11 protein-coding genes are annotated in these 13,879 nt (G+C 40.3%); 9 read left to right on the top strand and 2 right to left on the bottom strand.

All coding sequences use genetic code 11. From position 1 onward, the window contains the following. The first annotated feature begins 4 nt into the window (after positions 1-4). From LC040_07440 to LC040_07430, 3 genes are all read left to right on the top strand, one after another. A complete protein-coding gene (locus LC040_07440) occupies positions 5-826 on the top strand; it encodes an HAD family hydrolase (GenBank protein ID WLR52716.1) in 822 nt (273 codons plus the stop codon). 87 nt (positions 827-913) lie between these two features. Further along, a complete protein-coding gene (locus LC040_07435) occupies positions 914-2,530 on the top strand; it encodes a YceG family protein (protein ID WLR52715.1) in 1,617 nt (538 codons plus the stop codon). A 27-nt stretch (positions 2,531-2,557) separates the two neighbouring features. Further along, a complete protein-coding gene (locus LC040_07430) occupies positions 2,558-3,640 on the top strand; it encodes a toxic anion resistance protein (protein WLR52714.1) in 1,083 nt (360 codons plus the stop codon). Positions 3,641-3,680: 40 nt separating this feature from the next. On the opposite strand, the gene LC040_07425 is transcribed toward LC040_07430, so the two are convergent. Then, positions 3,681-5,300, bottom strand: coding sequence for an ATP-binding cassette domain-containing protein (locus LC040_07425; protein ID WLR52713.1), 1,620 nt, complete (start codon positions 5,298-5,300; stop codon positions 3,681-3,683). A 167-nt stretch (positions 5,301-5,467) separates the two neighbouring features. Here LC040_07425 and LC040_07420 point away from each other — a divergent pair, with 167 nt between their 5' ends. Together LC040_07420 and LC040_07415 are read left to right on the top strand one after the other, a co-directional pair. Next, on the top strand, positions 5,468-7,948 hold the full coding sequence (locus LC040_07420) for a DUF3656 domain-containing protein (protein ID WLR52712.1): 2,481 nt from the start codon (positions 5,468-5,470) through the stop codon (positions 7,946-7,948). A 154-nt stretch (positions 7,949-8,102) separates the two neighbouring features. After that, entirely contained in the window at positions 8,103-9,374 is a 1,272-nt protein-coding gene (locus LC040_07415; protein ID WLR52711.1) for an MFS transporter, read from the top strand. A gap of 29 nt (positions 9,375-9,403) precedes the next feature. Here the strand turns inward: LC040_07415 and LC040_07410 are convergent, their stop codons facing one another. Continuing rightward, positions 9,404-10,057, bottom strand: a complete 654-nt coding sequence (locus LC040_07410; GenBank protein ID WLR52710.1) for an SIMPL domain-containing protein — start codon at positions 10,055-10,057, stop codon at positions 9,404-9,406. Positions 10,058-10,506: 449 nt separating this feature from the next. Here LC040_07410 and LC040_07405 point away from each other — a divergent pair, with 449 nt between their 5' ends. From LC040_07405 to LC040_07390, 4 genes are read left to right on the top strand one after another with little or no spacing between them, the layout of a single operon-like run. Then, complete coding sequence (locus LC040_07405; GenBank protein ID WLR52709.1) at positions 10,507-11,028, top strand: cytochrome b5 domain-containing protein; 522 nt, start codon at positions 10,507-10,509, stop codon at positions 11,026-11,028. Then, positions 11,018-11,917 (top strand): hydrogenase small subunit, encoded by a 900-nt coding sequence (locus LC040_07400; GenBank protein ID WLR52708.1) that lies wholly within the window; start codon positions 11,018-11,020, stop codon positions 11,915-11,917. Before LC040_07405 ends, LC040_07400 begins: the two co-directional genes overlap by 11 nt. Next, a complete protein-coding gene (locus LC040_07395; GenBank protein WLR52707.1) occupies positions 11,918-13,327 on the top strand; it encodes a nickel-dependent hydrogenase large subunit in 1,410 nt (469 codons plus the stop codon). Further along, positions 13,324-13,779 (top strand): hydrogenase maturation protease, encoded by a 456-nt coding sequence (locus LC040_07390; protein ID WLR52706.1) that lies wholly within the window; start codon positions 13,324-13,326, stop codon positions 13,777-13,779. Before LC040_07395 ends, LC040_07390 begins: the two co-directional genes overlap by 4 nt. Positions 13,780-13,879: the final 100 nt, after the last annotated feature.

The raw sequence follows: 13,879 nt of genomic DNA, 5'->3' as shown, positions 1-13,879 counted from the left end.
GAGGATGGATGCATTTGCAAGTGATTTAGACCGGACATTAATTTATTCCTATCGTTTTCTTAATGAAGAAATTGCGGCCGTTCCAATTGAACGATTTGAAGGAAGGGTGATTAGTTATATAACGGAAAGTGCCCTTAACATGTTGACGATGCTTTCAGAACAAATGCATGTAATCCCCGTTACAACTCGAACAGAAGCCCAGTTTCGACGAATTGCCATTTTTCAAGAACATATCAAGCCACAATATGCGGTTACAAGTAATGGTGGGAAAATTTTAGTTAACGGAAAGCTTGATGAAAGCTGGGAAAAACAAATTGCATTAGAGATGGACCGACTTACATTAAGTGTGTCAGAAGCTTTTGCGCACTTGCAGCAATATAACAATGAAAAATGGTTAAAAACCTTGAAGATTGCTGATGAATTATTTATCTATTGTGTCCTTCATGAAGACTATTTTCCAGCAGAACAGCTTGAGGTATTTGTTAATGATTTTGAAAGTAGCGGATGGGTTGTCAATCAGCAAGGGCGTAAAGTTTACTTTTTACCTAAGTGTATTGGAAAGGAGAAGGCATTACGTTATATAAATGAGCAGTATGGCATTCGTACTAAGTATGCAGCTGGTGACGCAATGCTTGATCGCAATATGCTTCATGAGGCTGAATATGGTTTTTGTCCATTACATGGGGAAATTGCAGCACGTGCAGAACAATTGTATGAAGTAACAGCACGAGAAGGTATGCATGCAGCAGAGGATATTATCGAAAGCATTGCCAAACATGCGGGTACCTCTCCTAAACAAAAGCCTAAGTTGTCAGCTCACTCGTAGGTGACGAAGGTTGCCCTTAAATGATTTTCTACAGGATAGTTCCTCTATGAAGAGAAAGATTAAAGAAATGAAGAAGGGGGTGAGAGGATGAATTACCGCATATTAAAACCACGTTTGCTTGCAGCAGAAAACGGAAAGTGGCGTGAACAGATTAAGAAGCCAATACAAGAGAGACCTCATTATCAAATTAGTGAAGATTGCTTTGAATTTGGACAAGTTGCAGTGCGTATTTTAGGTGTTCCGCATGATGAGACAGAATATTTACATGAGCTTTATGAGCTGTCTTGTTCGGACAATGTTTGTGTTTTAAGCGAAGAATTAGACAAAAAGATTGAACAAAAAACATTTCAAGCGATTCAAAATATTATCTTAATAAATCAAAAGGAAAAAGGCTTGTCCGTTAATCGGTTTGTTGCGTTTATGGAAGGGGAGCAGCTGATTCCTAAATCTTCTAATCTTGCTTTTAACCGACGCTTACGTGAAGCATTTATGGATGTATTGCGCCTTTTTCATAAGACGCATCCAGGTGGGTTTCAAGATAGTGATTTCAGGCGGGTATTTGTTGATTTGATTAAATGGTCATGGAATCACCTTAATAAGTGGATGCAGGAGGATGAAATTGAGAATGGATTTAAGACTGTCCTTTGGTATGGCGAAGCAAATAAAAGTCAGCGCTACTTCCTCTATTACTTAATTTTGCTCGGCTTTGATGTGTTAATGTTTCACCCTGAAGGAACAGATACGTTAAAGGAACTAGACCCGCAAGCTGAATATTCTGCTGTTTTTCAGTTTCCATCAACCATGTCGGTAAAACCATTTCCAACTGAACGTCCAGAGCGGAAAGGAACAGTGGCATACCGGGCTTCAAAAGAAATTGAGCAAGTGATTCATCATGATCATTCTCAAATTTATAAGCCTTGGCAATTTCGTCATTATACACCAGCTTCAGTAACGTTGAAGACAACTTACGATGAATTATTTATGATTGCAAAAGAGCGTGCCTTCATTCGTCCGAATTTCTCACTTGAAAATCAAACCGTTCATATTCCAGCCCTTTTTGCAAAAGTAGCGGGTGTTTCAAATAATAAGCGTGAGTATTGGGAGCGGCTCCAAACGTTAACAGAACAAAAGATGACGCTGCTTATTCGTCAATTTCCGTTTACACGTGAATCAAATGCGAATCAAATTTTTCATTATCAACGAGCCTTAACGAAAAATGATATTTTAGACCCTGAAAAAATGCAAACCGCAAATTGGTGGCAATTTCACTTCCTTCCAGATGGGCTACAAAAAGGAATCGCCTCTGCCATTTCGCGTGTATGTGCAACACCAAAGCTGATTCCAAAAGAAAGCGAACGGCCAGAAGACATAAGTCTTTATCTATTTACTCAATTAATGAATCTGCCAAAGGAAGTACTGACTATTTTACAGCAGTTTGATTACGCGCAAGAGGTGCCGAAAGTGGTGCTGTATAATTATGAACACAATGGGATTTTATCACGTTCAGATGCAGCGTTGTTGTTGTTCTTAAATGAAATTGGAGTAGACATTATAGTCTATAACCCACCTGGTCATCAGGACATTGAGCTATACATTGAGCAAGAAAATTATGATATTCATTGGTTAGAAGATGTAGCGTTTGAGCAAGAGTTTAAAGAACCAACCTTTATTAAACGTTTCTTAAATAATATTTTTCCTTTATAAAGGTTGAAAATGGAGAGGAGTGATTCGATGAGTGAGCAGCACAATCCTGTTTCCGTCGAGCAAGAAGATATTTTAACAAAAGAAGAAGCGGATGATACGCGAATTCAACTGAGAAAAGAACCAGAAGTTCAGCAACTTGCACACCAAATAGACCATCGCAATCAAAATGAGTTATTAGAGTTTGGGAAAGAACCAGCTATTCAAATCTCGCAATTTTCAGATCGGATTCTATCGATGATGCAATCTTCAGAAGTTAGTGATTCAAGTAAAATGCTAAAGCAGCTTGGAAAAGTGATGGACCGTTTTGATAAGAAAGATTTCGAAGAACCAAAAGGGTTTATCGGTAAAATGTTTAACCGCGGTGAAAAGATGATTGAGAAAATCTTTAGCAAATACCAAACGCTTGGTGGTGAAATTGAAAAAATTCATGTTGAAATTTCCAATTACAAAGATCAAATGGTAAAAACGACTACAACGCTTGATGAAATGTATCAGCATAATGTTGAATATTACTTAGAATTAGAGAAATATGTGGTGGCAGGACAACTCAAGCTCGAAGAATTAAAAGCAATGGTGCCAGAATACGAGCAAAAAGTTCAATCAGGCGATCAGCTTGCTCAAATGGAACTTAACACGTTAACAAATTCTGTACAGGCATTAGAAGAACGAATTTATGATTTGGAAATGGCAAGAATGGTTGCTATTCAAACAGCCCCTCAAATCCGTCTTCTACAGCGCGGGAACAGCCGCCTTGTTGGGAAGATAAACTCGGCGTTTGTAACAACAATCCCGATTTTTAAAAATAGTGTGATCCAAGCTGTCGCTGCAAAACGTCAAAAGCTGGTTGCGGATTCATTGAATGAGCTTGACCGCCGTACAAATGAGATGATTCGCCGTAATGCGGAAAACATTTCACAGCAAAGCACGGAAATTGCAAAGCTTGCAGGGCGTCCAAGTGTTGATATTGATACAATTGAAGAATCATGGCAAATTATCGTCAAAGGAATGGAAGAAACACGTTCCATTGAAGAAGAGAATAAACGTCTTCGTGCTGAAGGAACAGAGCGAATTCATAAGCTTCAAGATGATATAAAAAAGATGCGGCATTAAAGAAAAGAAGCGCAAATCAAATCGATTTGCGCTTCTTTTTTTATGAATATAATTTTTCAAGTTGTTTTTGAACATTTTCATCATCAAGGAATTCGTCGTATGTTAATTGTTTGTCAACCATGCCGTTTGGTGTCAGTTCAATAATGCGATTTGCAATCGTTTGAACGAACTGATGGTCATGGGAAGCAAAGATCATTGAACCTTTGAATTTAATTAATCCGTCATTAAGTGCTGTAATGGATTCAAGATCTAAATGGTTTGTCGGTTCATCTAAAAGGAGGACATTCGCACCGCTTAACATCATTTTTGAAAGCATACAGCGAACCTTTTCGCCTCCAGAAAGAACGCTTGCTTTTTTCAATACTTCTTCACCAGAGAAAAGCATTCTGCCTAAGAAGCCGCGTAAGAATGTTTCAGTCTCATCTTCTGGTGAATATTGACGAAGCCAATCAACCAAATTTAAGTCATTATTTTCGAAATAAGCAGTGTTATCCTTCGGGAAGTACGCTTGGCTTGTTGTAACTCCCCACTTATAAGTACCGCTGTCCGGCTCCATTTCACCCATTATAATCTTGAACAAGGTTGTTTTAGCAATTTCATTTGGGCCTACAAGTGCAATTTTATCATCCTTATTCATTGTAAAGCTGATATTATCAAGAACTTTCACACCGTCAATTGTTTTCGTTAAGCCTTCTACACGCAACAAGTCATTTCCAATTTCACGCTCTGGGTTGAAGGCTACATAAGGATAACGGCGAGATGACGGCTGGATGTCATCTAGTGTAATTTTATCAAGTAATTTTTTACGAGATGTTGCTTGTTTTGATTTTGAAGCGTTCGCGCTAAAGCGAGCGATAAAGTTTTGAAGCTCTTTAATTTTCTCTTCTTTTTTCTTATTTTGCTCTTGAGCCATTTTTGTCGCAAGCTGACTTGATTCATACCAGAAATCATAGTTTCCGACATAAACTTTGATCTTTCCGTAATCAAGGTCTGCAATATGGGTACAAACCTTATTTAAGAAGTGACGGTCATGGGATACGACAATGACTGTATTTTCAAAGTTAATAAGAAACTCTTCCAGCCAACGGATTGCTTTAATGTCTAAATGGTTTGTCGGCTCATCAAGAAGAAGAACATCTGGTTTACCAAACAGCGCTTGTGCGAGGAGAACTTTCACTTTTTCTCCACCCGTTAAGTCAGCCATTTTTTTTGAATGGAGATCTTCAGAGATACCAAGCCCTTTAAGAAGGACAGCTGCATCCGATTCTGCTTCCCAACCGTTCATTTCAGCAAATTCGCCTTCAAGCTCAGCTGCACGCATGCCATCCTCTTCAGAAAAGTCTGGCTTCATATAAATGGCATCTTTCTCTTGCATCACTTCGTATAAGCGTTGATGACCCATAATAACCGTTTTTAATACTTCATATTCCTCATACTCAAAGTGATCCTGTTTTAACACAGCGAGACGCTCGCCAGGGTTCATACCAATATCGCCTGTTTGTGCTTCAATTTCGCCTGATAAAATCTTCAAAAAGGTCGACTTACCGGCACCGTTTGCACCAATTAAGCCGTAGCAGTTACCAGGTGTGAATTTAATATTAACGTCTTCAAATAGCTTACGGCCGCCGAAGCGTAAGCTTACATTATTTACAGTTAGCATCGTAAACGATTCCTCCAAATATTCAATATCGGTAAGATTATATCATTTCTAGTACGTATTAGCGACACAGTTTGCCTTGAAAAGGTGAGAAATCGGAAAAAAACATGTCAATTAAAGCACATTTCAAGTAAAATAAAGAGTTGGAAAGAAAATTTGGAAGGATTGAGATGTGCGTGAAACAAATCACTCGTAATACTGTTGAATTATTGGCGCCTGCTGGAAACTGGGAATGCATGCGCGCCGCTGTAGCAAATGGAGCAGATGCCGTTTATTTTGGCGTTGATAAATATAATGCGCGTGTTCGTGCGAAAAACTTTCGAATGGAAGAACTGCCTGACATTATGGCGTATTTGCATAAATACAATGTTCGGGGTTATGTAACGTTTAATATTTTAGTGTTTGAAAATGAATTAGAGGAAGCAAAGCTGCTTGTTGAAGCCTGTATCGAAGCAGGCGTAGATGCATTAATTGTCCAAGATATGGGGCTGATGCAAATGATTCGCGAAGTCTCTCCAGATTTTCCGATTCATGGCTCGACACAAATGACAATCACGTCTACAGAAGCGGTCGAATTTCTAAAGCCATATGACCTAGAAGTAATGGTCCTTGGCCGAGAAAACAATATGAAGCATATTCAAAAAATCTCAGAAAAAACAAATGTGCCGCTTGAAGTTTTCGTTCATGGTGCCCTCTGTGTTTCCTATTCAGGACAGTGCTTAACTTCTGAAATGTGGGGTGGACGCTCAGCTAACCGAGGTGAATGTGCTCAAGCATGCCGCCTTCCATATGACTTAATTGTTGACGGTGAAGTGAAGGAAATGGGTGATGTCGCTTATGTGTTATCACCGAAAGATTTAGCTGCCCTAGAAATCGTTCCTGAGCTAATTGAAGCAGGTGTGTCATCTTTCAAAGTAGAAGGCCGCTTAAAGTCTCCTGAATATGTTGCAAACGTGGTAAGTAAATATCGCAAAGCAATTGATGAAGCGTTGCAAGGACAAGACTATCAACCGTCTCAATCTGAGGTGCGGGAACTCCAGCAATCGTTTAGTCGTGGGTTTACATACGGCTTCTTAAAAGGGACGAACCATAAGCAGCTTCTTGATGGGACGTTTCCGAAGAGCCGTGGAGTTTACTTAGGTACGGTTAAGAAAATCTTAAAGGATGCCGTGCTATGTGATATCGAGGCACCGTTAAAACGCGGGGATGGGATTGTGTTTGATGCAGGACGCCCTGACCAAAAAGAAGAAGGTGGACGTGTCTACGATATTCGAAAGCGTGGAACGAAATTAGAAGGTGAAGTCAAAAGCGGATTGATTGAAATTGTACCTGGTCGTCATGACGTGAATTTAACAAAAGTGAAGGTTGGTAACCGTATTTGGAAAACAAGTGACCAGGAGTTAGATAATCGTCTCCGTAAAACATATGAAGCAGAGCAATCACACCATTTATTCCCTGTTTCGATTACAGCGAAAGGAAGAGCAGGACAGCCGCTTATCAGTACGTGGAAAGACCTAGTGACGGGTAATGAAATCGTTGTAACATCAGAAAAAACACTAGAAGAAGCAATGAAGCGTCCACTTACCATAGCGTATTTGAGTGAACAATGGGGTCGTCTTGGCGGGACGATTTTTGAGCTTGCAGAAGTTGAGGCACAATTTGAAGAGGAGATTATCCTGCCTGTTAAAGAGCTAAACAGAATGCGCCGAGCTGCAGTAGAGGAGTTAATTCATTTACGGAAACAGCCAAGGCAGTACGAAAAGCGTTCCGTTAAGCTTGAAGCAACACAGCAAACAGCACCAGCTAAGGCGACGAACCTTATTCCTTTATGCCGTACGATGGAACAAGTAGAGGCGGCATGTAAGACAAATGTAGAATGGATTTATGTAGACTTTGAATTTACAACAGATTATCCGCAATCTGTTGAAACAGCACGCAAATACGGTAAGCTGATTGCACTGGCGACCCCACGTATTCATATGCCAGGTGAGAATGGTATTTTAAATGGAATGATTAAAGCCCGTCCAGATGCGGTTCTTGTCAGAAGCCTTGGAGCTGTCGAATATTTTACGAAGCAAGACTTTGGTATGCAGCTAATCGGAGACTTTTCATTAAATATTGCGAATCATAGAGCCGTTAACTTATTTATTGAACGTGGGTTGGATCGCGTTACACCGTCATATGACCTAAATATTGAGCAAATGATTGATCTATTAGAACGATCACAAACGGATAAGATGGAAGTCGTCATTCATCAGCATTTGCCGATGTTCCATACCGAACACTGTGTTTATTGTACTTTCTTAAGTGACGGTACGGATTATACGAACTGTGGCCGTCCGTGTGAGGAGCACCGCATTTCTTTACAAGATAGAATCGGTATGACTCACCCTGTGCGTGTGGACATCGGATGCCGCAATACGGTCTATAATGCGATTGAGCAGTCAGGTGCCGAATATTTACCAAACTTTATGGAATTAGGTGTAGAGAATTATCGGATTGAATTCCTTGAAGAAACAGGGGAAAAAGTCCAGGAAGTCATTCATCTTTATGAAGAAGCCTTAAATGGAAAGCGTACAGGCTCAAGTGTATGGCGTACACTTAAAGCAACGAACCAGCTTGGTGTTACACGAGGTCAACTTATTAAGTAGTAATTGTACATTTTGAGATCAGCCTCTCTGCATGCAAAGAGGTCTGATCTTGTTCTTCATTTCATTTGCCAAAAATTGAAATAAAATAAGAAATCGCTTATTATAAAGTTATATGTCTGAATTTTCTTAACTTTATAAGGGAGGGGGAATATCGTTGAAAGGGCTACATAGAGGTTGGTTTATCCTTGCATTATTGGTGCTGACGATGCTTGGAAGCCTTGGATTTGGGAGGTTTTCTCTCGGGGCCATTTTACCGTTTATGAGAGAAGGCTTGCAGCTTGATTATAAAGAGATTGGGTTTGTGGCTTCAGCAGCGTTTTTAGGTTACTTAATTAGTGTTGCAATTATTGGCAATTTTACAATTAAGTTTGGAGCAAAAGCAGTATTAAACACTTCACTGCTAATTGTTGCGGTAGGAATGGTCTTATGCGCAAATGCAAATGGGTTTTGGGTGGCATACGCTGGATGTTTGTTAATGGGACTGGGTTCTGGCGGGTCATCAATTCCAGCCATGGGGCTTGCAGGTCAATGGTTTGCGAAAGATAAAAGAGGAATGGCAATTGGAATTGTCATGGGTGGCGCTGGTGTTGGTATTGTAATAAGCGGCATCATCGTACCAGCGATTGTGACAAACTATGCTGATTCTGGCTGGCGATTAAGCTGGGTTTTGCTAGCAGCGATTATCGGTGTCTTTATTTTCCTTAATATCGTCTGGTTGAAAAACTCACCAAAGCAAGTAAATCTATCGCCTGTAGGTGAGAAGCTTAATAGCACAGTGATTTCTCATTCAACAAAAGAAACAGACCAGAAGAATGATAGCGTTTACAAAAACAAAGTCATTTGGATGATTGGGATTATTTACTTAACATGGGGGTTTAGTTATTTAATCTTTTCTACTTTTTTAGTTGATTACTTAATTAGTGATCGGGCGTTTTCTGAAGAAACTGCCGGGTTGTTCTTTTCGGGAGCTGGGTTAGCTAGTATTATAAGCGGTTTTCTTTGGGGAGGTACATCGGACAGGCTTGGCCGGATGTATACCCTTTCGATTGTGTTATTCATTCAATTTGTTATTCTATTTGCTTTAAGTGTTACTTACGCAAACATCCTAATTTTATTAGAAGTGTTAGTTTACGGGATGACACTGTGGGCGGTGCCGACAATTATGAATGCAAGTGTGACGGATTATATTAACATTCGTTACGTTCCGATGGCAATGGGTTTTATTACGATCTTTTTTAGTGTTGGGCAAGTGGTTTCGCCAGTCGTAACAGGCTATATTATTGATGTAACCCATCATTATATTGGTGTCTTTATTCTTTCATCAGCTGTAAGCTTATTAGGGGCAATCGGGGCTGTTAAAATTCATTTGCATCAAAAAAGAGTAAGGTTTGCAGAAAGTGAAATGCCAGGGAAAATGGGTGGCTAATCAATGAACCACCCATTTTCTTATGATTGCTAACAGAGTGCGCGGAATTTTGCTCGGACAGAAGCTATAATATCAATTTGTCCAGGACTAATTGGGGTCGTTTCGGTTGAAGCGGCTAACACACGTGGACTTGGATAAGCTTCTGGCGTGACCCCACCTTCTACCATTTCTTCGGGAATTGAAAAAACAGGGACACCGAGCGTATGGCCGATAATTGCCGCTTTTTCCTGTGCATTTCTTACAGCAAGTGATAATGCTTGATTATAATAAAATTGTTTATTTGAAACAGTGAAGCTTATATTTGAAATTGTCGTTGTTCCATTTTTGACAGCAGTATCAACAACGATGCCGACTTTGTTGATATCATCAATTGTTACGCGAAGCATATGTGTCACATTATATCCTCTAAACACTTGCTTTCCATCAATAAAATCATATTCCATCAAAATACGATAATCATCTGTTTGAATCTTTTCTTTCGGAATCCCAAGCTCTCTTAGTGAATGGATAATTCTTAAGACGGTTTTGCTGTTTTCTGCTTGAACTTCGGTAAGGTTCATACCTTCTGTCGTTACCCCAATCGTCACAATGGCCTGATTAGGCTGGACAGTAAGCTTTCCTTCCCCTATCACCTGTATAAGTGGTTGTTTTGAAGACTGTATTGGAGATGGAGCAGGTAACATTGTTTCACCCCGCTTTGTTAGATTGTCATCGTTATAGATTATGAATATAGTCCACTCTTTATAACAAAGGTTTAAGAAGATAAGTGTTCTGCTATATATTCCCATGGCTTATCATTTTACTTCGAAGATGGTATATTAAAAGAGAAGGTGGTGAATATTGTGAATAGTCAGGAGATCCAACATGACCAATCGTATCAAAATGAGAAAACATTGAACTCAGCCACTTCGACCAACTCACAGCAACCCTCTATCGGCGTCATACCCCGAAAACGGAACGCACTGGAGAGACTACTAGAGAAATTAAAAAAGAGAATGAAAAAAAGAAATAAATCAAAGAAATAAAATGACATTCGCCTAAAGCACAGAACTTTTCAGAGGTTCTGTGCTTTTTTCATAATTAAAGGGGGTCACTAATATGTTGTAGTTAGAACTTAACATATGAGGTGACAATGATGACTCAGCATTGGTCTTTTAATTATTTGCGACAGCAGCCTCTTTTATTGCAACGACTGTTTGATGAAATGCGCTATAATATGCAACTGTTATCTATTACTCCTGACGCTGTTACGCGAAATATTCTACTCAATCAACTGTGGATGCAACTGAATACGTTACAACAACTGCAAGCGTCACAAACTGTTTCAAACCCTATGAAACCACCAAACCAAGCCGATATCCCTTCCAGTGGCTATCCGTTAACAACTGGTCAGTATATTAATCAATCGACTCCTTCACGGACCTTTACAGAAGAGGAGTTGACAAATTTCACAGGGACAAATGGCAAACCTGCTTATGTCGCTGTAAATGGAATTGTCTATGATGTGACCAATAATGCGGCTTGGGCAGCTGCTACACATTTTGGATTGCGAGCGGGACAAGATTTAACTGCTGCATTTGCTTCTTGTCATGCTGGACAGCAATGGATCCTTCAACAACTAACGCCGGTAGGGAGGCTGACAAATGGGGAATAGCAGGTTATTACCGCCAGAGTCTGTGACAAACGCTTCTGTAGCCCAAAGGCTTGTCCACACTGCGCAGCATTATGTGAGAGATAGAAGACAATCCAAACCGAATTTAATTCATCTAGAGTTAAATGGCTGTGCAGGCAATATTATTTCATTTCTTGATGGGTTCGACCCAACATTTGAATATGTGATTACATCACTCGTTAACCTTCAATATAATAATAGCCTCATGACTGCAGAAGGCGAAGAAGCAATGGAAAAGCTGATGGGTATGCTCGATCAAGAATTTATTCTTTCTGTAGAAGGCGCTGTTTCCTTAAAGGACGATGGACGCTATAACATTATCGGGAAGTGGAAAGGAAAGCCGCTGACAGGCCTTGAGGCAGCAAAAATGTTTGGTGAGAAGGCAAAGCATGTCGTAGCTGTTGGTGCTTGTGCCACACACGGCGGGGTGAGTGGAGCAAAGCCGAATCCTTCTCAATCAGTTGGTCTTCAAAGTGTATTAGAACGCCCCGTCATAAAGTTACCTGGATGCCCGTGTAATCCTGATTGGTATCTTGGGACGATTGCACATCTTGTGTTATATGGAGAACCGAAATTGGATAGTATGGGGCGGCCGCTTTTATTTTACAGTACATTAATACACGACAGGTGCCCTCGCAGACCTTATTTCGATCGTGGTATCTTTGCAAAAAAGCTTGGTGATAAAGAATGCTTGTTTAAGTTAGGCTGCCGTGGACCTGTTACACGTGTTGACTGCCCAACGCGAGAGTGGAACGGACACGTCAACTGGCCAATCGGAGACAGCACACCTTGTATTGGCTGTGCTCAGTTTGGGTTTCCTGATGCGATGGCACCATTTATAAGCTTTAATACGACAGGAGAGGATGAATGAGTGGGAAAACGAATAATACTTAATCCTGTTACGCGGATTAGCGGTTTTATGGAGCTGGATGTCACTGTAGAAAACAACGTCGTCACAGAAGCAAAAACAAAGGGCATTTTATTCCGCGGCTTCGAACAAATGCTCCAGGGCAGAAAGCCGTTTGATGCTGTTTATTTTACACAGCGTATTTGTGGGATCTGTTCAGCAGCTCATTCCATTGCATCATCACTCGCATTAGAACAAGCGCTGGGAGTAGTACCACCAGAACAAGGAAGGTACTTGCGTGATATTATTCATTGTGCAGAATTTCTACAAAATCACATTCGTCACTTCTATCAGCATACAATCCCTGACTTTGTAAAGCTTCCAAATATTAATCCGCTTCAGGCTTCTGAATATACAGATTTCCGCCTACCTGAAAAAGAAAATGCACGCCTAGCTAAGCATTATGTTGATTCATTGCAAATGAGCAGACTGGCCCATCAAATGCTTGCTGTTTTAGGTGGGAAAGCTCCCCATAACCACGGTGTTTTTATTGGGGGGATTACAATGCCGGCTAGTGCAGATAAAATCATTCAGCTGAAGTCAACCTTACAGACAATCAGCACTTTTGTTGAAGAGAGCATGATTCCAGATGTGTATACGATTGCCCAATATTACCCTGAGTATTATAAAATTGGTGCAGGGTATGGAAATTTCTTGAGCTATGGGTTGTTTTATAATTATCAAGATATTTCCCCTCTATACGTGAAGCCGTCTGTCTATACAAATGGTAAGGTTGCTCCGTTTAATTCGGCCAATATTACTGAAAATATTACGTATTCGTGGCATGCTGACCAGCTTGAAACGTATACACCATTTGAGACGATGACAACTCCTGACCTTGATAAAGAAAAAGGGTATTCATGGGTTAAAGCACCAAGGTATAATGGCTTGCCTTATGAAGTCGGCCCGCTTGCAAGACAATGGTTAAGTGGTGAATATCGGAATGGCATTTCAACGATGGACCGGGATATTGCAAGAGTTCTAGAAACGAAGAAGATTACAGAAATAATGGCTGTTTTGCTTGACCTTGTGATTCCTGAGGTCGAGCTTCAGAAGCAATATTCACTTCCAAATCAAGCTGAGGGTGAGGGATTGACCGATACAATTCGCGGGGCTTTAGGGCACTGGTTGAAAATAGATCAACAAGTGATTTCCTTCTATCAAATTATCACGCCTTCTGCGTGGGATTTTTCGACTCGGGATGAGAAGTATCTTGGGACAGTAGAGCAAGCTTTAATTGGAACGCCGATTCAAGATGAGAACAATCCTGTTGAGCTTGGGCGTATTCTTCGTTCATTTGACCCGTGCATGTCATGTGCTACTCACGTCTATCGTCCTGGAAAAGAAATCAAAACCATTCAGGTGATCCCGTGAAAAAAGTTACAGTCCTTGGGATCGGCAACATATTAATGATGGATGATGGGATTGGGGTATATGTAACCGAACAACTGCAAAAGCGAATAAATCATGGAAAGGTAGAGCTGGTGGTCGGTGAAAGTGACATTAATTTTTGTATCGATGTGTTAGAGCAAGCGGAGTTTGTAGTTATTATCGATGCTGTGCGAACAAATAAAGTACCTGGGAGTATGACGATGTTCCCCCTTGAAACACTTAAGCCACACAGTGAGCAAGGATTTTCTGCTCATAACCTCCATTTGTTTGATTTCCTGTATTGGAGTGATCAGAAGCTAAAAGGTACGCTTATTGGCATCGAGCCAGAAAAGATTGCATTGCACTTTGGATTAAGTCCAATGTTAAAGGAGAAATTTGATGATATTGTCGCTGAAATTGAATCGTATATTTTGAACTTAGTTAAAAGCAGCTGACGACTGCTTTTTCTTTTTGGAATATTGACGCAACTCTCTTTAACTTCTAAAATGTTAACATAAATGATAAAAAAGTTTACATTTTAGGGGGGATGGTAAG

The organism is Bacillus tianshenii, assembly GCA_020524525.2.
Lineage (GTDB): Bacteria > Bacillota > Bacilli > Bacillales > Bacillaceae_N > Bacillus_AV.
Note: the sequence above shows the minus strand (reverse complement) of the source record. Positions and strands in the feature narration are given on the sequence as shown.